The organism is Aeromonas bivalvium (assembly GCF_000819765.1).
In the GTDB taxonomy this organism is placed as follows: domain Bacteria; phylum Pseudomonadota; class Gammaproteobacteria; order Enterobacterales; family Aeromonadaceae; genus Aeromonas; species Aeromonas bivalvium.
Map to the genome: position 1 here is coordinate 1 of NZ_CDBT01000057.1, position 23,098 is coordinate 23,098.

Genomic DNA, 23,098 nt, shown 5'->3' on the forward strand with positions numbered 1-23,098 from the left:
GAGACGGCCCGCCTCGCCCGGGATCTCGCCGCCCTGAGCCATCAGGAGGCATGATGTCCGCCACCACCCAAGACAGTACCCAGCTTCGCAAGGATAACGAGATGTCAGAGCTCATTGCCCCTCACCCCTTTCTGAACATGGCCTCCCTCAGCCAGACCATTCTCGGCAAGATCGTGGCCGCCAAGCAGGCGTGGGTGGCGGCCCGCAAGCTGGCCCAGCCCCTCGCAAGCTTCCAGAGTGCGCTCACCCCAAGCGATCGGGATTTCGAGGGGGAGCTGCGGGCAGGCTCCACCCGCTTCATTCTCGAATGCAAGAAAGCCTCTCCCTCCAAGGGCTTGATCCGGGACGACTTCAGCCCGGAGGCCATCGCCGACGTCTATGGCCACTACGCCACCGCCATCTCTGTGCTGACCGACGAGCCGTTCTTTCAGGGGGATTTCGCCTTTTTGCCGCGGGTGCGCAGCCGGGTCCGGCAGCCGGTGCTGTGCAAGGACTTCATGATTGACCCCTATCAGGTCTATCTGGCCCGCCACTATCAGGCGGACGCCATCCTGCTGATGCTCTCCGTGCTCACCGACGAGGGCTATCGCGCCCTGTTCAAGGTGGCCAAAGAGCTGGGTCTAGGGGTGCTCACCGAGGTGAGCAACGAAGAGGAGCGGGATCGCGCCATTGCGCTCGGCGCCCCCGTGATTGGCATCAACAACCGGGATCTGCGGGATTTGAGCGTCGATCTCGCTCGCACCAGACAGCTGGCGGCCGACATTCCCGCCGATCGGGTGGTGATCAGCGAGTCCGGCATCAAGCACCGTGCCCAGGTCGCCGAACTGCGCCAGCATGCCAAGGGCTTCCTGGTGGGCTCCTCCCTCATGGGTGAGCCGGATCTGGAGGCCGCAGTGCGCAAGCTTGTGCTGGGCCAGAACAAGGTATGCGGCCTGACCCGGGCCGAGGATGCCGCCGCCGCGCACCACGCCGGCGCCGTGTACGGCGGCCTCATCTTCGTGGCGAAGAGCCCGCGCTACGTGGATATCCCGAGTGCCCGCGCCCTGATGGCGGGGGCGCCGCTCTCCTATGTCGGGGTGTTTCGCAACGCTCAGCCCCAGACCATCGCCAAGACGGTGGCGGCGCTCGGCCTTGCCGCCGTGCAGCTGCACGGGGAGGAGGACGCCGCCTATATCGAGACCCTGCGCCCCCTGCTGCCGGCGAGCTGCCACGTCTGGAAGGCGGTCGGCATGACGCTCGGCGAGCCCCTGCCCTCTCTCGACTACCCGGCGGATCGCCTGCTGCTGGATACGAAAGTGGGCAGCCAGAGCGGCGGCACCGGCCAGGCGTTCGACTGGGCCCTGCTGGCCGGGCTCGACAAGTCCCGCCTGATGCTGGCCGGGGGCCTCAATCCCGACAACGCCTTGCAGGCCGCCCGGGTCGGTTGCCTCGGCCTTGATTTCAATTCAGGGGTGGAAAGCGCCCCGGGCCAGAAAGATGCCCACAAGCTGGCGGCCGCCTTTGGCGCCCTGCGCCAACTGTGAGAGTGCCCTGTGCAACCCGCAACACCGCACCTATTTGATGTTTCGCTTTAGCAAATACAAGGAAGAGACCATGACCCTGCTCAACCCGTTTATTGGTGAATTTCGTCGATGACATGTATGTGCCCCAGCCATACGCCTCAGCCCGCCAAGGCTCATACCTGAACTCAATTGCAGAATGTAAAGGAAGATAACCATGACCCTGCTCAACCCGTTTTTTGGTGAATTTGGCGGCATGTATGTGCCCCAGATCCTGATGCCCGCCCTGCTCCAGCTGGAGAAGGCCTTCGTCGATGCCAGGGAGGATGCCTCCTTCGTAGCCGAGTTCCAGACCCTGCTGACCGAGTATGCGGGCCGCCCCACCCCGCTCACCCTGACCCGCAATCTGACCAAGGGCACCAGGACCCGGCTCTATCTCAAGCGTGAAGACCTGCTGCACGGCGGCGCCCACAAGACCAACCAGGTGCTGGGCCAGGCCCTGCTCGCCAAGCGCATGGGCAAGCACGAGATCATCGCCGAGACCGGCGCCGGTCAGCACGGCGTGGCCACGGCGCTGGCCTGCGCCCTGCTCGGTCTCAAGTGCCGGGTCTACATGGGCGCCAAGGATTGCGAGCGCCAGAAGCCCAACGTGTTTCGCATGAAGCTGATGGGCGCCGAGGTGATACCGGTGCATTCCGGCTCCAGCACCCTGAAAGATGCCTGCAACGAGGCGCTGCGCGACTGGGCCGCCAACTACGAGACCGCCCACTACCTGCTCGGCACCGCCGCCGGCCCCCACCCCTTCCCCACTATCGTGCGGGAGTTCCAGAAGATGATCGGGGAAGAGGCCAAGGTGCAGTGCTTCGAAAAGGAAGAGCGCCTGCCGGATGCGGTGATCGCCTGCGTCGGCGGCGGCTCGAACGCCATCGGCATGTTTGCCGACTTTATCGACAACCCTGAAGTACGTCTGATCGGCGTCGAGCCCGGTGGCCACGGCATCGAGAGTGGCGAGCACGGTGCGCCGCTCGGTCACGGCAGCAAGGGGGTCTTCTTTGGCATGCACTCCTACCTGATGCAGGACAAGCAGGGGCAAATTCAGGAGTCCTACTCCGTCTCGGCGGGTCTGGACTTCCCCTCCGTCGGCCCCCAGCACGCCCACTTAGCCGCCATCGGCCGCGCCGAGTATGTCTCCATCACCGACAAGGAGGCCCTGGACGCGTTCCAGGAGCTGGCCAGAAGCGAGGGCATCATACCAGCGCTGGAATCCTCCCACGCCCTGGCTCACGCCCTCAAGATGGCCCGCAGCGAGCCGGAAAAGGAGCAGGTGCTGATCGTCAACCTCTCCGGCCGTGGCGACAAGGACATCTTCACCGTTGCCGATATTTTGGAAACAGAGAGCTTCGAAAAAGAAGGAACCCGCAAATGAATCGCTACGCACAACTGTTTTCCCGTCTGGAACACGCCAAGCAGGGCGCCTTCGTCCCCTTCGTGATGCTGGGTGACCCCACTCCCGAGTTGTCGCTCGCCATCGTCGATGCCCTGGTCGAGGGGGGCGCCGATGCCCTGGAGCTCGGCATTCCCTTCTCCGACCCGGTCGCCGACGGTCCCACCATTCAGGGGGCCGCGCTGCGGGCCTTTGCCAGCGGCACCACCCCGGATGGCTGCTTCCAGCTGCTGACCCGCATTCGGGCCAAGTATCCCCAGATGCCCATTGGCCTGCTGGTCTACGCCAACCTGGTCTATGTGCGCCACATCGACGGCTTTTATGAAAAATGCCAGCAGGCCGGGGTGGACTCGGTGCTGGTGGCGGACGTGCCGGTGCAGATGTGCGCTCCCTACAAGGCGGCCGCCGACAAGTTCGGCATCGACAGCATCTTCATCGCCCCGCCCAATGGTGACGCCGAGACCCTCAAAGCCGTGGCCGAGCTGGGCTCTGGCTACACCTACCTGGTGAGCCGCGCAGGGGTGACCGGCGCCGAGACCAAGGCGGGCATGCCGGTGGAGGGATTGATCAATACCCTCAACGAGTTCAAGGCCCCCCCTGCCCTGCTCGGCTTTGGCATCAGCGATCCCCAGCAGGTGAAGGAGGCCATCAAGGCGGGCGCCGCCGGCGCCATCTCCGGCTCCGCCGTGGTCAAGATCATCGAGACCCATCAGCAGGATCCCGACCGCATGCTCATTCGCCTGAAGGAGTTTGTGCAAGGGATGAAGGCGGCGACCAATAAGTAGAGGCAGGTATAGGGTCATATGCCGTTGGCCCTGACCAGCCAGCCAGCCAGCCAGCCAGCATAAAGGGAGCCCACTTGGGCTCCCTTTTCTATTTATCTCTTTTGCTTCCTATATCTTTATCCCCTCTCCCTTCGGGAGAGGGCCAGGGTGAGGGGAGTTTTCGCACTCTCTATCAGCCCTGAGCCCACTAAAAGCAGCGGTTGCTCACTAATTGGTTGAACCCGCTCAGGTTTTTATCATCCTCCTCTTCCCATGCCTCAATCAGGCCCCTTATGATAGCCAAACGACAATCAACCTCTGGGGAGAGCGTCATGGCAGCGATGGATGCAATCTCGCGGGTGAAAAGCAGCGAACTGGGGGCTGTAACTCAGGGGCGGTAGCCATGCTGCGATTTACCGTAACCGGCTCCTGAACTGTTTCTTTATAAAGGGGCAATGGAAGTATTAAACAAGGAGGTCACGCTAATACATTCAAGTATCAGAGGCATACTGGTAATGCTTTGATTTTATTTAATTTTTATGGCAACTCTCAGGGCAGAGCGGAGTTATATGGAAAGCTCTGCTATCGGATTGGGGCCGCCTTCTATCTATTCACTGTTATACCGAACTAGGAGTCAGTCGTGGCCGGACGCCCAACAAAAGAATTCCATGAGTACCTGATTCCTGCGCCAGGTAATACACACGTCAATCACTCTGAATACATCCAAGAACCAGCAACAGCATTTCTTAGATACGTAGTTGAGGCTAAGTCCTCCGTAGACATGTGCTTGAGAAAATTCAAATCAAATGGTAACTATGCACCCGATGCAAATGACAGCATAAGGCACATAATAATCGCAATGCTTCCAGCGATTATGGGGCACTATGAAACATACCAACGATACTTGTTTGCCGGTGTTTTTGAATACAGCGTTTATCTCAATAACTTTAAGCCAGATTCCTTCTTCAAGAAAATCAGCGAATGTGCAAGCTTGGAAGTTGATCTTGTTCGTCTTGCATCTTACAGAAGTTCAGCTGGCTTCTCAGCAGGCTTCATAGTTGCAGACTCACTGCCTGGATGGCACAGCCCTGAGAAAGTAAATAAATACTTTTCAGCATTTGGTTTGAATCGTCAGTTCTATGGCGGCGCCGAAATAAGGCGGCTAAAAACTTTATGGCAACTCAGGCACTCAATTGTTCATACCGGCGGCACAATCACCGTACCCGACGCACAAAAAGTTCCTGAGCTAGCAGCTTCAAGCGGAAAAACTATCGCCTTTGAAAATAATTTCATCTATGAAGTCGCTAGAAAAATACATCCATTAATCAAAACGTCTACTGAGGGAATGGGGGGCGCCTTCAAGGCTCAGCTGAAACAAGGGATAGAACCCTCAATCGTCAGCAAAATCGATGATTTATTTAGAGTAAGATCCTCCGTCAATGTCTGGCTTCGGTAAGTATAACAACTGGTTCAAACCGCTCGCTCCGCTCACTGGGACGGGCTAAAGCCCGCCCCTTAGCTTAATCGTTATATTTTTGAGGTACAGACTGAATTGGAAAATTACATGTGGTTTATAGAAAAATTTATTTATCCTCTAGTCGGTGGTGCAACTGGGGCTATTCTTGTAGCTAAATATTTGGCTAAGCAGCTTATTGAACAGCGATTTAGGAAGGACATGGCTAATTACCAAACCACGCTTACTGAGAAGACTGAGAGCTTGAAAAACTCTTTATCAATATTTGCTCACGAGCGTAATATACAAAACTCAAGAGTTGATGCTCAGACTGCAAAGGCTATACAGGCCGTCTATAGTGCATTGTCTGTACTTCTGAAACATGCGAGAGAGTTTGCCAATGGGAAACCTTACCCTGTTTCAGCTTTAGAAGAATACGAAGATGTTGATAGTCAAGATGCGAGGGATTTTCGCTTTTATAAAGAGAAAGCTGAGCTGACGAGTAATTCAGCCAGGCAGCTAGAATCAATTCTTCTAGACAATGCAATTTTCATAGAATCTAGTCTTTATGAAAAAATAGAGAACTTGAGCAATAGGTTTTATGAGTTATCGGGAAATTACGTTCGGATTATAATCAAAGAAGAGTGCAGCAGAGATGATGTTGAAGAAATCCTAGACGATCTAAATGATATGCATGCTGAATTGAAAAACTATTACAACGGTGAATTAACAAAACTCGTTGATGATATTGTGAGAGTATTTAGGGATAAGCTCGGAATAGAAAAAATATAAAAAAACGCCTCAAGAGGGACTGTCAACGCATGGCGTTTCCAGCCCCTTAGGTTGGCATTTTGGCGCATTCCAATTATAATTTTCCGGAGTGATTTATGAAACGTCGAGATTTCTTAATAGAACATATTATGGGAAAAACATTTATCGAAGATGTAATGAAGTCTGTCGCATGGACCACATTATGTGGTGCAGTATTTGCCTTAAGTTTGTCAACTATGCGCACAGGGGAACTTTATCAAGGCCTCCTCATACTTGCCTTGTTTTTGATTCTTTCAACGCTTGCTGTTTGCTATTTCGCTTTGCACATAGTTATTCCTCTTGATGATGCTATGTACCCAAATGACCATTACTGGGATAATAAGAAAAAAGATGCTAGAGGTGTAGCTAAGGGTGTTGAAGTCATCAAATTAATTTTTACTCGGTGGAAGATTTTCTACTTGTCATTGACAGTGAGTTACTTTTTGTACGTAAATGAGGTATGTAACTACCTGCTATCGAAAGTATAATTGAGGCAAAGATACGCGTTTTTGCGCCATAACAAAGCATTTAAGAATGATTCCCAACGTTTGGAATTTATCATTCCATCGTCGGGTTTTGTATTTAAGGTGGTATGATTATGGTTTGGCGGTAGAGTTGCTCACACCTTAATTCGGCGTTACTCAGCAAGGAGGGATATTATGCAAGAAACCATTTTCACCGTCACACTCTTGGCGTGTTCATTTTATTTCGCGGCAAATGAAGTATATCGTGTTCCATTATCTGGTGACAGCGGCACTTATTTCATTATCAGCAGTGAAAAAGGCAATGATGGAATACTCACCGTCCTTTCAAGCCGTATAGGTAAGGACAATGCATATACCGACTTCACAAAACTCAACGTAAATTTTCAAACCAAGCAATACTTTTAATTAGATGGCAGCAGCGAAGATGGTGCAAAAAATCTCCATCAAAACCTCTCAAAGACTGATCTAACTCCAAATGGACAATATTGATGCCTGGTTCCAGCAAGTCTGATCTTGTTCGGTATGTTTGCAAGTAAAATGCATAACAAAGTAAAGCATTTCGCGACTGTCGCCGCTGGACTCGCTAACGTTCGCCGCTGTTTACGGTGTTATGCCTTATGATGAGGAAAGAGCGCCTATGTTCAAATTAGAAACCGAGCATTTGATCCTGCGTGATATGAGACTCAGTGATGAAAACGTTTTTGTGGCCATGTCCCAAGATAATAAGTATCAGCGTTTTTACAGTGAGTCAGACTGTGACTCTGATAAGTATCGTCAATTAACAAAGCTGTTTGTAGAGCAAGCAAATGAAGTTCCGCGCAAGTCTTATCAGTTGGCAATAGAAAATAAATTGACGGGTGATTTTATCGGTACCGTTTGTCTGCGACTTGAACCTGATAATCAAGCATCGATGGGCTGTGGCATTGAACGGAAATCTCAAGGTCAAGGCTTGATAGAGGAAGCGGTTAGAGAACTAGCGGATTTTGGCTTTAATGAACTGGATGTGCATCGCATCTATTCCGAAACCATAAGCAAAAACCTGGCAGCAATAAAACTTTGCAAGTCGTTGGGAATGCGGCAAGAAGGGTATTTTCGTGAACATCGTTTTTTTAAAGGGCAATGGTGGGATACGGTCGTCTTGGCTATTCTGCGCAGTGAATGGGCACGGGCATAACAAGCGCCTCAGAGGGGCTGTCAACCCGTGGCGTTTCCCGTCCCATTGAGTCGTAATGGTTACGGTTGTGTTGGTTTAGCTTTGTGTTAATACGCTGCCAGCCCCTTGGGCGGGCTTTAGACATAAGAATGGAGGATGCGTGTCGAAAGAGTTATTTTCCCCGGTCATTGAAACCGAGCGGCTAACCATCAGAGCCTTGATGGCCCATGATGCTGAGAGCCTGCTAGAGATATTTTCTGATCCTGAGGTCATGCGTTACTGGAATACGGCGCCGTGGACTTCCATTGAAGACGCCCTGGACTTCATTGCACAGAGCAGCGGTGCGATGCAACGTCAAGAAGCCATCATCCTCGGCATGTATCTGAAGTCGACGGGTGAACTGGCTGGAAAATGTATGCTCTTTAGCTACGACAGCGCATCCAGGCGTGCCGAGATCGGCTTTGGTTTGAGTCGCGCTTACTGGGGAAAGGGTTATATCAATGAGGCAGGGGAGGCCTTGATCCAGTACGGCTTCAATGTACTGGGATTGAGACGAATCGAAGCAGAGATAGACCCAGACAACCAGTCGTCAGCGAAAGCATTAGAGAAACTCGGATTTTCCCGAGAGGGACTGCTAAGGCAGCGTTGGGAAGTGAATGGCACTGTCTCCGATTCAGCCATGTATGGACGACTGGTCAGTGACCATCCAGCGCAGCATGGCCAGCACCCAGAAAGCTGAGCCTAATGCCTGAGAGTAAGGTAATGGTATATAGACGCTTTGAAGAAACCGATTTTGAGTGGTACTCAGATTGGTATAAGCATGCTGCCATCAGCAAATGGCTTGGCCCTGTGTTAGACCCGAATTGGTTGACCTGTGTACTGAGTGATGATTCTCCAGCATATGTGTTGCACAGTGAAGGCACGCCTATTTGTGTCATTGGCATTCAACTTGATGATGGCATCCATGGTTTTAATGTGATCACCGACATCGCCGTGAATCCACACCATCAAAAGATGGGTCATGGGAGAAGAGTCATCTATGACGTCGTATCAGGGAATTTCCCTATCAAAAGGGCCAAATGGGCTGTGTTTGTCGACAATGAAAACGACATGGCCAAGGCTTTGTTTTCTCATTATGCAACCAGCATATCAAGCAATAGCGACAACATGACCGAGTACCATATTGACTCAATCATGTAAACACCTGGTGCCGAGGTGGTATTCAATCACTTGCGAGCATACAAAATTTGGTGCGATGGATGAGCTGTAAATTCAGCCCCCACCTTGCTGATCTCATCTGCATCATCAATAGATAAAGGCAGATACCTCTGTGTATACACACTTGCCCCATCAAAAAACAATCCATGGAGAAAGAATGCTATTTCACAAGGCGTTTCAATATAAGAAATGGGCAAACAATGAGCTGCTTGATTTGGGAGAATGGCAGCTTTCACAACTACCCGAAAGCGATGCCACCTTTTTCATTCGGATTTTAAATCACACCACGGTAGTTGACAGTCTTTTCATTAGCCGTATTTCAGGTCAGCCGGAGAAATACAGTGGGGACAATACCCTTGACACGCCGTCATTATCGGCGTTACGCCAGACGATGGAACAGCACGACGCCTGGCTTGTTGATTTCACGCAAGCCGTGACCGCTGACGAGCTACAGCGTAATGTGACGTTTCGATTTATCGATGGTGGTATTGGGCAGTTGAGCGTAGAGGAGATTTTGCTGCACTTGCTGACCCATGGCAGCAATCATCGTGGCATGGCCTCAAGAGTGCTGGCAGAGCATGGTCTTGAACGCCCGAAAGACACGTTTACCCGTTACTTACACGAAACAGAGCCGACAAGAAGAGAGAACATCGGCATCTGACCATCGGTTAAAGAGATATTGTGAATTATTAGTGGAGCAGAAAATCCTCCGCTATGAGATTGTCTCTGTTTTCACATTACCACTTATTTAACCAGGCACAATGTCATTGAATCGCATCATTTGGATGGATATATGAATATCAGAAAAGCCATGCCCGAAGAATCTGAAACAATAACCCAGCTTGCTTTGCGCTCAAAAGCCCATTGGGGTTACGATGAAACATTCATAGCCCAATGCAAACATGCTTTAACCGTTACCCCAAGAGACCTTGAAAACAAGTCAATGTACTTTGAAGTATGCGAATTGAATGGTGTAGTGGCTGGATTCTATGGGCTGGAATTTATCAATGCTGTGACGGCCGAGTTGACTTACCTGTTTGTTGAACCAACAAATATAGGGCTAGGTATTGGCGGCAAGCTGTTTGATGCTGCAATAAAAAACGTAAAAGAAAGAGGGGTTGCGTCTTTAGACATACTCAGTGATCCAGAGGCCAAGGGGTTCTACCTGGCAAAAGGAGCAAGGTTTGTTGAATACAGGCAATCCGATGCGATTGAAAATAGACAAATTCCTTTTTTGACATACTCGATTAACACCACCACATTGGCATAGCGATGAAAGGATCATGACAGAAATTAGGACACCCAGTTTTCTGAGCAAGACGCTGCACAGCCAGCGCACCAAAGGTGGGTATCCCAGTGTTGGATTTTTCACTCGCGGGAATGGGCTAAAGCCCTGCCCCATCACCAAACGTCATGCACATACAAGGAATTTTTCGTGATCACAAAATACTTATACATCGCAGGCAGTATACCATTCCTTGTACTTGGTATTCTGCATACGGTCTACACAATCACCGACACATTCAACCCCAAGAAATTAATACCATATCAATCTGATGTGATGGGGCTTATGAAATCGTCATCCCTGGCCATCACAAAAGAAACAAATATGTGGCGTGCATGGGTTGGATTTAACATCAGTCACGGTATTGGCATGCTGTTTTTCTCCGTCACTTATTTATACTTATCCACTTTCTATATACCCTTCCTGGAAGCTTCTGTCTTTTTCATGAGTGCGGCGCCAATCATTGCATTGATCTATCTTGCATTGTCTAAAAAATATTGGTTTAGCATTCCCATCATAGGGTCAACGATCGGTCTGCTGTGTTTCGTTGCAGGGGCATTGGCACAGATATATACATAGCAAGTGGTTCAGGCCGTTCGCTTCGTTCACTCGTAACAGGCTAAACCCGCCTCTTAACCAGACGTTATCATGCAAGCCAGAAACAGGAACGCCTCATATATGGAAGTCAGCTGTAGCTCACTGAATGAAGTCCGCGAGCATATCGACAAGATAGATAGTGAAATCGTGGCATTGCTTGCAAGGCGCGGCGCCTTTGTCGCCAAGGCCGCGTCCTTCAAGAAGACGACAGAGGAAGTAAAAGCCCCCAACCGGGTAGAGCAGGTCATCGCCAAAGTCATCTCCCTTGCACAAGAACAAGGCGCCAATCCAGAGGTGGTGGAAAGGGTTTATCGCGCCATGATTGCTGCCTTCATCGACGCTGAACTTAACGAGCATTCACGGCTTAAGGAAAATAGCGTAAAGCCCTGACAACTAGTTCAAATCGCTCGCTCTACTTATTGGGACTGACTAAAGCCAGCCCCTTAATCCGAACGGCATATCCAGTCGTCAGCGCGGGACGCAGCCCAGCCTTGAGCCCATGGCGGGCATTGCCTACAATGACCCACTTTTTATCACACTCAGGTAAATAAAATGAGCGACAACAAACCGGCACTGCCCGACCGTCTGGCGGCCAACCCGCGCAGCCCGCACCATGTGGCGGAGTGCTTCGAGCACGAGATCGGCATTCGCGTGAACGGCAAGGAACGCACCAATGTCGAGGAGTACTGCATCAGCGAAGGTTGGGTGAAGATCCCCTCCCCCAAGGCCAAGGATCGCTACGGCAACCCCATGCTGATCACCGTCAAGGGCACCGTCGAAGCCTTCTACGCCTAAGCAGCGTATGGCTGCGATGCCCCGAGCAGGGGCGCGACCCTGTTAATTCAAAGCACCGGCCTTGCGCCGGTGTTCTGCTTTTGAGGGCGACCCAGGATGACAGGCGGCCTCTCTTTCTTTGTTCTCCTTTGCCTTCCTTTTTCTTCCTTTCCCTTCCTTTCTTTCGCCTTTCCCTTCCGCCAGGGCCCTGATCTGGCTGGCCCTTCCTTTGCCGTCAAGGCAAGGCAAGGGCGGCGCGCTTGTCACCCGCCTCTGGGTGTCGCCACGCCAGTGCCCCTCATGGCGTGGGGCGCGCCTTGCCGGCCTGCCAGCGTTGCAGCGCGGCACCCGCCAGCACCAGCAGGATGCCGAGCAGATCGCTCGCGGCCAGCCGTCCGGCCAGGGCATCGAGCAGCGCGCCTCCCGCCAGCTGGCCCGTGACGATGAGCAGGGCGCAGGCCAGAGCACCGACCCGGCCGATGGCCCAGCTGCTGATGGCAACGAAGAGCGCCCCCAGCACGCCGCCGAGCAGCAACCAGGGATCGAGCCCGGCGAGCCGCTCCCAGGGGGCCCCCTTGAGGATGAGCAGGGCACCGAGCAGCGCGAAGCCAAGCAGGTGGTTGGCGAGCGACGCCGTCATGGCGCCACGGGCGCTGGCGAGGCGGCCATTGAGGGTGCGCGACAGGCTCACCGCCACGCCGTTGAGCAGTCCCAGCAGGATCAATAGGGTCATGGTGTTTCTCCTAACCGAGCACAATAAGCATGGCGCCGGCCAGCACCAGCAGGGCGGCGAGCTGTCCCAGCAGGATCAATATGGTCATGGTGTTTCTCCCAACCGAGCACGATAAGCAGGGCGCCGGCCAGCACCAGCAGGGCGGCGAGCTGTCCCAGCAGGATCAATATGGTCATGGTGTTTCTCCCAACCGAGCACGATAAGCAGGGCGTCGGCCAGCACCAGCAAGGCGGCGAGCAGTCCCAGCAGGATCAATAGGGTCATGGTGTATCTCCTAATGCAGCACGATAAGCAGGGCGCCGGCCAGTACCAGCAAGGCGGCGAGCGCGTCCATGCCCGAGGGGCGGCGGCGGGCCAGTCCGAGCCAGCCGAGGCCGTCGCACAGGGCACCAAACAGCAGCTGGCCGAGCAGCAGCAGGGCCAGGGTGCCCGCCATGCCCAGGGGGGAGTTGAGGCACAGGGCCGCCAGCACCACGGTGAGCGCCCCCGGCAGGCCGCCAAGCCAGGCCCATCGCGGGGCTGCCTCCGGTGTCGGGGCACGGGGGGTCAGCCACCACAGAAGCCCGGCCACCAGGCTGCCGACCCCGTGGGCCAGCCAGCTCCCGAGCCAGGGGTCGGTGGCGCGGGCCAGGGCGCCGTTCTGGGCGATCATCAGCGCCAGCAACAGTCCGGCGGCGAAGGCGGCCAGGGCGCCCAGGGTCTGGCCAAGTGTCTGGCCGAGGGCGAGGCGGCCGGGGCCGCGGTCAACAAGAGGGGGGATCATGGCTTGCTCCTTGGTGTCACTGACGAGCAGGGTAAATTGTTTTTGATTTGGGGATAATCTACCCTTCCTGAACAACATTGTTTCCACATTAAGAACAGCATGAACCAGGATGCCTTCGCCCTGCTCCCCGCCTTCGTCGCCGTGGTGGAGTCGGGCAGTTTCTCCGGTGCCGCCCGCCAGCTCGGCCTCAGCAAGTCGGTGCTGAGCAAGAAGGTGAGCCAGCTCGAGCAGGCCCTCAGCTGCCAGCTCCTCTATCGCACCACCCGCTCCCTCACCCTCACCGAGGCGGGGGAGCGCTACTTCGAGACGGTGCGCCATGCGGTGCGCCTGGCCTGCGACGGGGAAGATGCCATCGGCGCCCTGCAATCGGCGCCGCGCGGCCTGCTGCGGGTGACTGTGCCCATGGTCTATGGCCGGCGCCACATCGCCCCCCTCATCCCCGAGTTTCTCGCCCGCCACCCGGAGGTGCAGTTGCAGCTCGAGATGAGCGACGCCCAGCAGGATCTGGTGGCCGAGGGGTTCGACGTGGCGCTGCGCATCGGCGAGCTGGAGGACTCGAGCCTGGTGGCCCGCCGCCTCGCCCCCTGTCACAGCACATTGTGCGCCGCCCCCGCCTATCTGGCGCGGGCCGGTACGCCCCGCACCCCGGCCGATCTCGAGCACCACAACTGTCTCTTCTACTCCCTGTTTCGCGGCGGCACCCGGTGGCGGCTGCACGGGCCCGAGGGGGAGGTGGCCATCACCCCCAGGGGCAATTTCGAGGTCAACAACAGCGACGCCATCCACACCGCCCTGCTGGCGGGGCTCGGCATCGGCAACATGCCGGACTTCATCGTGGGCGAGGATCTCGCCGCAGGCCGCCTGGTACCCCTGCTGCCGGGCCATGCCCTGCCCGAGCACGGCGTCTGGTGCGTCTATCCCCGCCGACGCCACCTGCCCGCCAAGGTGCAGGCCTGGCTGGCGTTTCTTGACGAGCGCCTGGGCCAGGCCGGAGGCGAGCCATCCCGATAGTCGAAACGGTTCACGTTTTTCCAGCGGGAAGGGGAAGAGTCAGGACAAACCAGGCATCCGCTTTTAATGAAAACGCGCTCTGATGACCTGCCATGACGGGTGCCCCTCACCCCAGGTGGAACGCCATGATGATGAAGAAAACCGCGATTGCCCCGACCCTCACCAGCCTGCTGGCGCTGCCAGCCTGCACTGCCCGATCGTCTGGCGGCCAACCCGCGCAGCCTGCACCCTGTGGCCGAGAGCTTCGAGCACGAGAGCGGCATTGGCGTGAACGGCAAGGCGCGCACCAATGTCGAGGAGCACTGCATCCGCGAAGGCTGGGTGACGATCCCCTCCCCCAAGGCCAGGGAGTGCTACGGCAACCCCATGCAGATCGCCGTCAAGGGCACGGTCGAGGCGTTTTACGCCTGAGACCCAGGGCCGCCGCCCCCGATCCGGGGTGGAGCCTGGGGACAGCTCTCGTTATGCCAAGACACCGGCCTCGCGCCGGTGTCTCTGTTTTTCGGCTGGCAAACGCCCGGGCGCTGCGCCGCCCTCTGCGCATTTTCTCCCTGATTTGCTCTCCTGCTCGACTCCCCCGAGGGGCTTGCCATTGGTTCCCGGGCTCGGCATGATCGCTGCATTTGGCGTCGTTTGAACACAGGGATACCATGAAAACACGGATCTGGCTCCTCGCCTTGCTGCTACCTGGCGTGCTGCCTGGGCATGCACTCGCACAAGCGGCCAGGGCCGCCGCGCAGGACCCCCTCGATTTCATTCCTGAAGGCTATGTGCTCTTTGAGAAGATCGAGGGGGATCTCAATCGGGATGGTCAGGCGGATACTGTCCTCATCATCAAGGGCACGGATCCGGGCAAGCGGCTGGTGGACGAATACCGTGGCGCGCTGGATCGCAACCGGCGGGGGCTCATCATTGCGTTCAAGCAGGGGGATCACTACGCCTTGGCGCTGGAAAATCTGGCCTGCTTCTCCTCGGAGCAGGAGGATGGCGGCGTCTATTTTGCCCCCGAGCTCTGGCTGTCCATCGACAAGGGGATATTGCACATTCACTACGGTCACGGGCGCTATGGTGACTGGTCCTACAAATTCAGATATCAGGACGCCGGCTTCACCCTGATTGGGTACGACGACAGTGATAACCGGGGCCCCCTGATCGAGCGGATGACCAGCATCAACTTCTCGACCCGCAAGGTGCTGATCCGGGAAAACATCAACCGGGATGCGCAGGGAAATGGCGATGAAGTCTTCAGGGAGACCTGGCAAGGCTTCACTCTGCCGGCCCCCTTGCGGCTCGATGCCATCGCGGATTTTGATGGTTTCTATCACGACAAGCTGTATCCGCTGATCCAGTAACAATGGAGGCTGTGGATGACGATACGCGTAAAGCCTGTGCCGAGGCAGACGGTGTGCTTGCCGACCATGCTGACCGAGTGCATCACCGCGCGGCCTCCCCTCTCGATCAAGGGCGCTCGACAACAAGATTCCCTGACCGAAAATGGCCAGCATCGGCGCGCGCAATGGCTATCATGGCGCTTTCACTCGACAGGATGTTGCCATGAATACCGACTTCATCATCCAGGCTCTCGACAAGGGTCTGTTTGCCCGCTTCATGAACATGGAGGAGAAGGCGCTCGACGCCGTCAATGGCCGCTGGCTCGTCGCCGACGCCAGCCCGGGCTATCCCTGCCGGGTCTCCCTGCGAGAAGCCAGTGTGGGGGAAAGGGTACTGCTCATCCCCTTCCCCTATCACGACGTCGACTCCCCCTATCGCGCTTGTGGCCCCGTGTTCGTGCGCCAGCAGGCCGATACCGCCGAGCTGGGCGTCAATGAGATACCCGACATCTTGCCGGGACGGCTGCTCTCTGTCCGGGCCTATGACTGTGCGCACATGATGATCCATGCACAGACCATCCAGGGTACCCAGTTCGAGCAGGCGGTGCGCAGCCAGTTTTCAAGCGAGGCGGTGAGCTACCTGCAGATCCACAATGCCAACCCCGGCTGTTTCAGCTGCTCCGTCCACCGCGCCAATGCCCGCACCTGAAAGAAGAGAGGCCCACCAGATGGCGGGCCTCTCTTTTATTCAAGGGTGCGTCAATCAGCCATTGAGTTCGAGCACAGGGCTGAAGCCGCCGAAGATCATGCGGGCACCATCGAAGGGCATGACCTGATTGGCCGGGTTGCCCGGATCCATCCTGGGATCTTCCATCATCCTGGCCATGGCCTGATCCCGGGTGGCCTTGTCCGGCCACTCCACCCAGGAGAAGACCACGGTTTCATCCTCCTTCGCCGCCACCGCCCGGTAAAAGTCGGTCTGCTTGCCGTGGGGCACGTCGTCCCCCCAGCACTCCAGCACCCGGGTGGCGCCATATTCGAGAAAGATGGGATCGAACTGGCGGGCATGTTCGATCAGGGCCTGCTTGTTGGCCGTGGGCACGGCGAGCACGAATCCGTCCACATATGACATGAGACTCTCCTCCTTGGTTGAGGAGTTCAGCATAGCAAACCCGTGTCGATGGCTCCGTCATGCCAACCCAGCAGGTCAGCTGGCCACCAGCTGCTCCAGATCGCTGCGCTTGATGCGCCGGGAGTCCACCTTGACGTAGAGGGAGCGCTCGGCGCCGTCCAGCAGCACATCGCTCACCCCCTCCCGGGCCCGTACTTTTTGCTCAAGGGCCGGGGTGGCCTCCACCCCTGCCGGCAGCAGGATGCGCAGGCTGCTGACATAGGGCGGCTCTTTCATGGTGAGGCTGAGCCCGAGCCAGAGCAGCGCCAGCAGGGCGCAGCTGCCAAACACCAGAGCCGCCCCCCCCTCGCCATAGAGGAAGCCCCCCAGGCTGCCGCCGATGGCCACGCCGAGGAACTGGCTGGTGGAGTAGACCCCCATGGCGGTGCCCTTGTAACCCGGCGGCGACTCCTTGCTGATGAGGGACGGCAGCAGTGCCTCCATCAGGTTGAAGCCGATGAAGAACAGCTGTAACCCGGCCAGTATGCCCCACAGCTGCAAGCCGGATTGCCACAGCACCACCTCGGCCCCCAGCATGGCCAGCACGCAGAGCTGGAACACCCGCTTCATGCGCCTGCGCTTCTCGGCATAGATGATGACGGGCACCACGCTCACGAAGGCGATCAGCATGGTGTAGAGGAACGCCTGCCACTGCTGGTCCCGGGGCAGACCCGCTTGTTCCAGCAAGGGGGGCAGCGCCACGAAGCTCGACATCAGCAGGGTGTGGACACAGAAGATGCCGACGTTGAGCTTGAGCAGACGGGGGTTGCCCAGCACCCGCTTGAAGCCCCCCTTCACCATGCCGGATTCGCGATTGAGCAGGTGCGCCTCGGGCGCCGGCACCCACCACAGCAGGATGGCGATGCCCCCGAGCGCCAGCAGGGCGATGAGCCAGAACAGGCCTGAGAGGCCGATGGCCTGGGTGATCAGGGGGCCGGTCACCATGGCGATGGCGAAGGTGATGCCAAAGCTGATGCCGATGAAGGCCATCGCCTTGGTGCGGTTCTGCTCCCGGGTGAGATCCGACAGGAGCGCCATGATGGCGGCCGAGATGGCGCCGCTGCCTTGCAGGGCGCGCCCCAGGATCACTCCCCAGATGGAATGGGTCAGGGCCGCAATCCCGCTGCCCAGGGCAAACAGCAGCAGGCCGCCGACGATGAGGGGCTTTCTGCCGATGCGATCCGAGAGCAGGCCGAACGGGATCTGCAGCAGGGCCTGGGTCAGGCCATAGATGCCGATGGCAAGGCCGATGAGCGCCTCGGTGGCGCCGGCCAGGGACATGCCGTAGGTGGTCAATACCGGCAGCACCATGAACATGCCGAGCATGCGCAGGGAGAAGAGGGAACCGAGCGCCCAGGTGGCGCGCAGCTCGCCCCGGGTCATCTTGTAATCATGCATGACGGCCTCAGTGCGATAGAAACGGAGTGAAAAGAGTGGGGCACGAAGAGCCCTGGCAGGCGAAGCGCCCGAGTGACATCCGGAAAACCTCTTCGGCGCACCGGCTAAGATGGCAACAGAGCCGGGACTGTGCCCGGCTCTGGATTTTACGCATTTTCGGGGCGAGATGAAGCCGCCGAGTCCCAAACCCTGAGCCAGCCCCCATCTTGGCGGGCCGGGCTCGGGCAATAGGGCCATCAGGGCAACATGCTGACCAGCACAGCGGAATCCACATCCGGCTGCCCATCCACCGACATCATCACGCTCAGACAGGTGATGGTGACAATCGAGAACATGAACAGCTTGCGGGCCCAGAGGGAGTCATCCACCGCCTGCTTGTAACCGGACAACGCCATCCCCAGCCACCAGACGCTGACCGCCGTGGCCACCACCAGGTACTTGTAACCGGCGTAGCCGCCGAGAAACAGCATCAGGGTCGGCACCATGAAGGCCAGGATGTAGAGGGTGATGTGGTGCTTGGCCACCGAAATCCCCTTCACCACCGGCAGCACGGGAATGCCCGCCGCCTGGTAGTCCTTGAAGCGGAAGATGGCGATCGCATAGGAGTGCGGCATCTGCCACAGGCTGAAGATCGCCAGCAGGATAAGCGCGCCCGAGTCGAACTGACCGCTCACCGCGCAGTAGCCGATGACCGGCGGCGCGGCGCCGGAGAGGCTGCCTATCAGGGTGCCGTAGACCGAGTGGCGCTTCATGTAGAGGCTGTAGACCCCCACGTACACGATGAAGCCGAGCACCGCCAGCAGCGCCGCCAGGGGGTTGGCGGCAAAGTAGAGCAGCGCCACCCCGGCAAGGCCCAGGGCCGTCGCATACCAGAGGGAGACGCCGGGGGCGATGAGCCCCCTCACCAGGGCGCGGTGCTTGGTGCGTTCCATGATGCAGTCGATGTCCCGGTCGATGTAGTTGTTGAACACGCAACCGGACGCCACCACCAGGGAGACCCCCACCATGGTCAGGATGAAGAGGGGCAGATCCAGGTTCCCCTTGGCGGCCAGCAGAAAACCGCCGATCACCGAGATGAGGTTGCCGAAGATGATGCCCGGCTTGGTCACTTGCAGGTATTGCTTCATCATCACGCCGCTCAACTTGGCATCATGTTGATGTTGAGGTTGTACATGATCCACAGGGATCCCCCCACCACGATGGCGATGATGAGCACGGTAAACACCAGGGCCACCAGGTTCCAGCGCTCCTCGGACGAGGTGTTCATGTGCAGGAAGTAGGCCAGGTGTACGAAGATCTGCACCACGGCAGTGGCGACCACGGCCCCCAGGATGACGCCATGGGAGGCGGTGCCCTCCATCACCAGCCAGAACGGGATGGCGGTCAGGATCACCGACAGCACGAAGCCAATCAGATAGCTCTTGGCGCTGCCGTGGCTGGCACCGTGATTGTCAACGGAATGAGTGCTCATTTACATGACCCCCTTCAGATAGGCTCTGACACTGTCGTGGCTGGCACAGTCAATATTGTCAACAGAATGACTCATTTACATGACCCCCATCAGATAGACCACGGTAAACACACAGATCCAGACCACGTCCAGGAAGTGCCAGAACAGGCTCAGGCACATCAGGCGGGTACGGTTGCGCTCGTTGAGCCCCTTCTTGGATATCAGCACCATCATGACGATGATCCAGATAAGACCACTGGTGACGTGGATCCCGTGGGTGCCGACCAGGGTGAAGAAGGCGGAGAGGAAACCGCTGCGCTGGGGACCGAAGCCTTCGGCAATCAGGTGATGGAACTCGTAGATCTCCATGGCGATGAAGCCGGCGCCCAGCAGGAAGGTCACCAGCAGCCAGGTGTTGACCGACGCCACCTTGTGCTTGTTCATGGCCAGCATGGCAAAGCCGAAGGTGATGCTGCTAAAGAGCAGCAGCATGGTCTCGGCAAACACGAACGGCAGTTCGAAAATGTCCTTGCCGGTGGGGCCGCCCGCGGTGCCGGTCACCAGTACCGCATAGGTGGCAAACAGGCAGGCGAACAGGATGCAGTCACTCATCAGGTAGATCCAGAAGCCGAACACCTTGTTGGCGCCGGCATCATGGTGCCCGTCGTGGGCACCCTGATGGTGGGAGTGTTGCAGAATATCAGTAGCCATATCGGTTCTCATGCCACCTTGCTGATGTTGTCGAAATGCTGACCTTCGATGCGCTCGATCTCGTCGACCTGCACGTAGTAGTCCACATCATCGTTGAAACTGTGAATGATCCAGGTCCCTATCATGCCGACGAAGCCGACCAGGGCCATCCACCAGATGTGCCAGATCATGGCAAAGCCAAACACCACGCTGAAGGCGGCAATGATGACGCCGGCCCCCGAGTTCTTGGGCATGTGGATGGGGGCATACTTGGCCGGCTGCTTGTAAGCACTGCCGTCAGCCTTGGCTTCCCAGAACGCATCCAGACTCTTGATCTTCGGCTCGATGGCAAAGTTGTAGAAGGGCGGCGGCGAGGAGGTGGCCCACTCCAGGGTACGGCCACCCCAGGGGTCGCCGGTCAGATCCCGGTTCTTCTCCCGATCGCGAATGCTCACTACCACCTGGACGAGCTGGCACAGCACCCCCAGGGCGATGAGGCCGGCACCGACCGCCGCCACCACCAGCCAGGGGTGGAAGGCGGGATCAATCTGCTGGCTGACGCGACGGGTCATGCCCATGAAGCCCAGCACGTAGAGCGGCATGAAGGCGACGAAGAAGCCGACGATCCAGCACCAGAAGGCACGCTTGCCCCAGGTCTCGTCCAGGGTGAAGCCAAACGCCTTCGGGAACCAGTAGGTGATGCCGGCGAAGCAGCCGAACACCACGCCGCCGATGATGACGTTGTGGAAGTGGGCGATGAGGAACAGGCTGTTGTGCAGCACGAAGTTCGCCGCCGGCACCGAGAGCAGCACCCCTGTCATGCCCCCTATGGTGAAGGTGATGATGAAACCGACGGTCCACAGCATGGGCGAGGTGAACGCGATGCGACCCCGGTACATGGTGAACAGCCAGTTGAAGATCTTCACCCCGGTCGGGATCGAGATGATCATGGTGGTGATGCCGAAGAAGGCATTGACGTTGGCACCCGAGCCCATGGTGAAGAAGTGGTGCAGCCAGACGATGAAGGAGAGCACGGTAATGGCCACGGTCGCCCACACCAGGGAGGTGTAGCCAAACAGCTTCTTCTTGCTGAAGGTGGCGACCACCTCGGAGAAGATGCCAAACACCGGCAGCACCAGGATATACACCTCGGGGTGACCCCAGGCCCAGATCAGGTTGATGTACATCATCATGTTGCCACCCATGTCATTGGTAAAGAAATGGGTACCCAGGTAGCGGTCTGCGGTGAGCAGGGCGATGGTGACGGTCAGGATCGGGAAGGAGGCGATGATCAGGATGTTGGCGCACAGGGCGGTCCAGGTGAACACCGGCAGGCGCATCATGGTCATGCCAGGGGCCCGCATCTTGATGATGGTGGCGAAGAAGTTCACCCCGGTCAGCAGGGTGCCCAGCCCCGATATCTGCAGGCTCCAGATCCAGTAATCCACCCCGACGCCCGGGCTGTACTCCAGACCCGACAGGGGCGGATAGGCCAGCCAGCCGGTCTGGGCGAACTCACCCACGGCGAGGGAGACGTTGATCAGCACCACGGCAGCGGCGGTAAACCAGAAGCTCAGGTTGTTCAAGAAGGGGAAGGCCACATCACGGGCACCGATTTGCAGCGGCACCACTATGTTCATCAGGCCGATCACCAGGGGCATGGCCACGAAGAAGATCATGATGACGCCGTGGGCGGTGAAGATCTGATCGTAGTGATGGGGCGGCAGCACCCCTTCCCCACCGGCCGAGGCCATCACCTGCTGGGTCCGCATCATGACCGCATCGGCGAAGCCGCGCAGCAGCATCACCATCCCCAGGATGAGATACATGATCCCGAGGCGCTTGTGATCCACCGAGGTGAACCACTCCTGCCACAGGTATTGCCACTTGCCGTAGTAGGTGATGAGGGCGGCGATCGCAAGCCCGCCCAGAATGATGGCCGCCACCGTCACCATGATGATCGGCTCATGGTATGGGATGGCGTCGAGCGTTAATTTTCCAAACATCAGTTATTCCTCGGATCCCGCGTTCACAGAGTGGTCACCCATCGGCATATGCCCGGCATGATCCCCTTGGCTGTCATGGGCCATGGCGGCATGGTTCATGGCCTGGTGCTCTCCCTCCTGGCGAGGGGTCGCGCCGTGCGCCATCCCTGCATGACTCCCGTGGTTCATGTCACCCATGAACTTGTTGATCACCTTGGTGAACAGCACGGGGTCGGCCGCGGAGAAATACTCCACCGGATGGTATTGGGTCGGCTTGGCCAAGGCGTCGAACTCTGCCATGGTGGTCAGCACCTTGGGCGCGGCTTTCACCTTGGCAACCCAGGCGTCGAAACCGGCTTGATCCTGGGTCGCGATGGCCTTGAATTTCATGCCCGAGAAACCGGCGCCGCTGTAGCTGCTGGAGATACCGTCATACTGCCCCGCCTCATTGGCGATGAGGTGCAGCTTGGTCTGCATCCCGGCCATGGCATAGATCTGTCCACCCAGACGCGGAATGAAGAAGGAGTTCATGACCGAATCCGAGGTGATGCGGAAATTGACCGGTGTATGGGCAGGGAAGGCCAATTCATTGACCGAGGCGATGCCCAGCTCGGGATAGACAAACAGCCATTTCCAGTCGAGCGAAATCACATCGACCTGGATCGGTTTGACATCGGAGGTGAGCGGCTTGTAGGGATCAAGCTCGTGGGAGGTCTTCCAGGTGATCACGGCCAGAATGGCGATGATAATCACCGGCACTGTCCAGACCACGACTTCAATCTTGTTGGAGTGGGCCCAATCCGGTGCATAGGTCGCACTGGTATTGGAGGCTCGATATTTACGGGCAAATACCACGGCCATGATAATGACCGGGATCACCACGATTAACATTAAATAAAGCGCAGTTAATATCAGCGACTTCTCTTCCAGACCAATCTGGCCCTTGGGATTCATTAATGCCATATCGCAGCCACTCAACAAGCCAGTGACGGCGATTAATAACAAAGCTCCCAAGCCCCTCTTATAGTCAAAAGGTCTCATGCTACTTCCTTTCTCTTGCAAGGCGTAAAGCTATAAATAAAAC

General features: G+C 57.1%; 29 protein-coding genes. 19 read left to right on the forward strand and 10 right to left on the reverse strand.

Annotated features, from left to right (window positions below; genetic code table 11):
• Positions 1-101 precede the first annotated feature (101 nt).
• From trpCF to BN1119_RS16875, 15 genes are all read left to right on the forward strand, one after another.
• Positions 102-1,523, forward strand: a complete 1,422-nt coding sequence (gene trpCF, locus BN1119_RS16815; protein ID WP_244463758.1) for a bifunctional indole-3-glycerol-phosphate synthase TrpC/phosphoribosylanthranilate isomerase TrpF — start codon at positions 102-104, stop codon at positions 1,521-1,523.
• 193 nt (positions 1,524-1,716) lie between these two features.
• The gene (gene trpB, locus BN1119_RS16820; protein WP_042000763.1) at positions 1,717-2,925 is read left to right on the forward strand and encodes a tryptophan synthase subunit beta; all 1,209 of its coding nucleotides are present in this window, start codon (positions 1,717-1,719) and stop codon (positions 2,923-2,925) included.
• Positions 2,922-3,728 (forward strand): tryptophan synthase subunit alpha, encoded by an 807-nt coding sequence (gene trpA, locus BN1119_RS16825; protein WP_042000765.1) that lies wholly within the window; start codon positions 2,922-2,924, stop codon positions 3,726-3,728. The genes trpB and trpA overlap by 4 nt, the downstream gene beginning before the upstream one ends.
• Positions 3,729-4,347: 619 nt before the next feature.
• On the forward strand, positions 4,348-5,163 hold the full coding sequence (locus BN1119_RS20255) for a hypothetical protein (RefSeq protein WP_084205533.1): 816 nt from the start codon (positions 4,348-4,350) through the stop codon (positions 5,161-5,163).
• Positions 5,164-5,271: 108 nt separating this feature from the next.
• Entirely contained in the window at positions 5,272-5,952 is a 681-nt protein-coding gene (locus tag BN1119_RS16830) for a hypothetical protein (protein WP_042000768.1), read from the forward strand.
• Positions 5,953-6,047: 95 nt separating this feature from the next.
• Complete coding sequence (locus BN1119_RS20260; protein ID WP_084205534.1) at positions 6,048-6,458, forward strand: hypothetical protein; 411 nt, start codon at positions 6,048-6,050, stop codon at positions 6,456-6,458.
• A 171-nt stretch (positions 6,459-6,629) separates the two neighbouring features.
• Positions 6,630-6,860 carry a hypothetical protein gene (locus BN1119_RS16835; RefSeq protein WP_042000771.1) on the forward strand — a complete coding sequence of 77 codons (231 nt, stop codon included), beginning with the start codon at positions 6,630-6,632 and terminating at the stop codon, positions 6,858-6,860.
• A 232-nt stretch (positions 6,861-7,092) separates the two neighbouring features.
• Positions 7,093-7,629 carry a GNAT family N-acetyltransferase gene (locus BN1119_RS16840; RefSeq protein ID WP_042000774.1) on the forward strand — a complete coding sequence of 179 codons (537 nt, stop codon included), beginning with the start codon at positions 7,093-7,095 and terminating at the stop codon, positions 7,627-7,629.
• Between the two features lie 139 nt (positions 7,630-7,768).
• Entirely contained in the window at positions 7,769-8,347 is a 579-nt protein-coding gene (locus BN1119_RS16845; protein ID WP_042000778.1) for a GNAT family N-acetyltransferase, read from the forward strand.
• Positions 8,348-8,352: 5 nt separating this feature from the next.
• Positions 8,353-8,808 carry a GNAT family N-acetyltransferase gene (locus tag BN1119_RS16850; protein ID WP_052448082.1) on the forward strand — a complete coding sequence of 152 codons (456 nt, stop codon included), beginning with the start codon at positions 8,353-8,355 and terminating at the stop codon, positions 8,806-8,808.
• Between the two features lie 175 nt (positions 8,809-8,983).
• Complete coding sequence (locus BN1119_RS16855) at positions 8,984-9,487, forward strand: DinB family protein (protein ID WP_042000781.1); 504 nt, start codon at positions 8,984-8,986, stop codon at positions 9,485-9,487.
• A gap of 132 nt (positions 9,488-9,619) precedes the next feature.
• On the forward strand, positions 9,620-10,096 hold the full coding sequence (locus BN1119_RS16860) for a GNAT family N-acetyltransferase (RefSeq protein ID WP_042000784.1): 477 nt from the start codon (positions 9,620-9,622) through the stop codon (positions 10,094-10,096).
• A gap of 165 nt (positions 10,097-10,261) precedes the next feature.
• Positions 10,262-10,690: an LIC_13387 family protein gene (locus tag BN1119_RS16865; protein WP_042000787.1), complete on the forward strand. Its 429-nt coding sequence runs from the start codon at positions 10,262-10,264 to the stop codon at positions 10,688-10,690.
• 99 nt (positions 10,691-10,789) lie between these two features.
• Positions 10,790-11,098, forward strand: a complete 309-nt coding sequence (locus BN1119_RS16870; RefSeq protein WP_042000791.1) for a chorismate mutase — start codon at positions 10,790-10,792, stop codon at positions 11,096-11,098.
• Between the two features lie 162 nt (positions 11,099-11,260).
• Positions 11,261-11,503, forward strand: a complete 243-nt coding sequence (locus BN1119_RS16875) for a DUF3297 family protein (protein WP_010673692.1) — start codon at positions 11,261-11,263, stop codon at positions 11,501-11,503.
• 277 nt (positions 11,504-11,780) lie between these two features.
• Here the strand turns inward: BN1119_RS16875 and BN1119_RS16880 are convergent, their stop codons facing one another.
• The 3 genes from BN1119_RS16880 to BN1119_RS16885 form a co-directional block, all read right to left on the reverse strand.
• A complete protein-coding gene (locus BN1119_RS16880) occupies positions 11,781-12,215 on the reverse strand; it encodes a DMT family transporter (RefSeq protein WP_042000799.1) in 435 nt (144 codons plus the stop codon).
• Between the two features lie 84 nt (positions 12,216-12,299).
• Positions 12,300-12,479 carry a hypothetical protein gene (locus BN1119_RS20560; protein WP_157438682.1) on the reverse strand — a complete coding sequence of 60 codons (180 nt, stop codon included), beginning with the start codon at positions 12,477-12,479 and terminating at the stop codon, positions 12,300-12,302.
• A 10-nt stretch (positions 12,480-12,489) separates the two neighbouring features.
• Positions 12,490-12,978, reverse strand: a complete 489-nt coding sequence (locus tag BN1119_RS16885) for a DMT family transporter (RefSeq protein WP_084205535.1) — start codon at positions 12,976-12,978, stop codon at positions 12,490-12,492.
• Between the two features lie 99 nt (positions 12,979-13,077).
• On the opposite strand from BN1119_RS16885, the gene BN1119_RS16890 reads away from it, so the two are divergent.
• The 4 genes from BN1119_RS16890 (at position 13,078) to BN1119_RS16905 (ending at position 16,029) form a co-directional block, all read left to right on the forward strand.
• Positions 13,078-13,989, forward strand: coding sequence for a LysR family transcriptional regulator (locus BN1119_RS16890; RefSeq protein ID WP_042000802.1), 912 nt, complete (start codon positions 13,078-13,080; stop codon positions 13,987-13,989).
• Positions 13,990-14,136: 147 nt separating this feature from the next.
• The gene (locus BN1119_RS16895) at positions 14,137-14,400 is read left to right on the forward strand and encodes a DUF3297 family protein (protein ID WP_042000805.1); all 264 of its coding nucleotides are present in this window, start codon (positions 14,137-14,139) and stop codon (positions 14,398-14,400) included.
• Positions 14,401-14,639: 239 nt separating this feature from the next.
• Entirely contained in the window at positions 14,640-15,341 is a 702-nt protein-coding gene (locus tag BN1119_RS16900) for a hypothetical protein (RefSeq protein WP_042000808.1), read from the forward strand.
• 202 nt (positions 15,342-15,543) lie between these two features.
• Positions 15,544-16,029: a DUF1203 domain-containing protein gene (locus BN1119_RS16905; RefSeq protein WP_042000812.1), complete on the forward strand. Its 486-nt coding sequence runs from the start codon at positions 15,544-15,546 to the stop codon at positions 16,027-16,029.
• A gap of 54 nt (positions 16,030-16,083) precedes the next feature.
• Here the strand turns inward: BN1119_RS16905 and BN1119_RS16910 are convergent, their stop codons facing one another.
• The 7 genes from BN1119_RS16910 to cyoA all read right to left on the reverse strand — a co-directional run bounded on the left by BN1119_RS16910 (position 16,084) and on the right by cyoA (position 23,055).
• Positions 16,084-16,452 (reverse strand): DUF1428 domain-containing protein, encoded by a 369-nt coding sequence (locus BN1119_RS16910; RefSeq protein WP_042000815.1) that lies wholly within the window; start codon positions 16,450-16,452, stop codon positions 16,084-16,086.
• Positions 16,453-16,527: 75 nt separating this feature from the next.
• On the reverse strand, positions 16,528-17,889 hold the full coding sequence (locus BN1119_RS16915) for an MFS transporter (protein WP_042000818.1): 1,362 nt from the start codon (positions 17,887-17,889) through the stop codon (positions 16,528-16,530).
• A gap of 236 nt (positions 17,890-18,125) precedes the next feature.
• Positions 18,126-19,022 carry a heme o synthase gene (gene cyoE / locus BN1119_RS16920; RefSeq protein WP_042000887.1) on the reverse strand — a complete coding sequence of 299 codons (897 nt, stop codon included), beginning with the start codon at positions 19,020-19,022 and terminating at the stop codon, positions 18,126-18,128.
• Between the two features lie 5 nt (positions 19,023-19,027).
• Positions 19,028-19,360, reverse strand: a complete 333-nt coding sequence (locus BN1119_RS16925) for a cytochrome o ubiquinol oxidase subunit IV (protein WP_042000821.1) — start codon at positions 19,358-19,360, stop codon at positions 19,028-19,030.
• A gap of 75 nt (positions 19,361-19,435) precedes the next feature.
• A complete protein-coding gene (locus tag BN1119_RS16930; protein WP_042000824.1) occupies positions 19,436-20,050 on the reverse strand; it encodes a cytochrome o ubiquinol oxidase subunit III in 615 nt (204 codons plus the stop codon).
• A gap of 8 nt (positions 20,051-20,058) precedes the next feature.
• Positions 20,059-22,035: a cytochrome o ubiquinol oxidase subunit I gene (gene cyoB / locus BN1119_RS16935; RefSeq protein ID WP_042000827.1), complete on the reverse strand. Its 1,977-nt coding sequence runs from the start codon at positions 22,033-22,035 to the stop codon at positions 20,059-20,061.
• A gap of 3 nt (positions 22,036-22,038) precedes the next feature.
• Positions 22,039-23,055 (reverse strand): cytochrome o ubiquinol oxidase subunit II, encoded by a 1,017-nt coding sequence (cyoA, locus tag BN1119_RS16940; RefSeq protein ID WP_084205536.1) that lies wholly within the window; start codon positions 23,053-23,055, stop codon positions 22,039-22,041.
• Between the last annotated feature and the right edge of the window lie 43 nt (positions 23,056-23,098).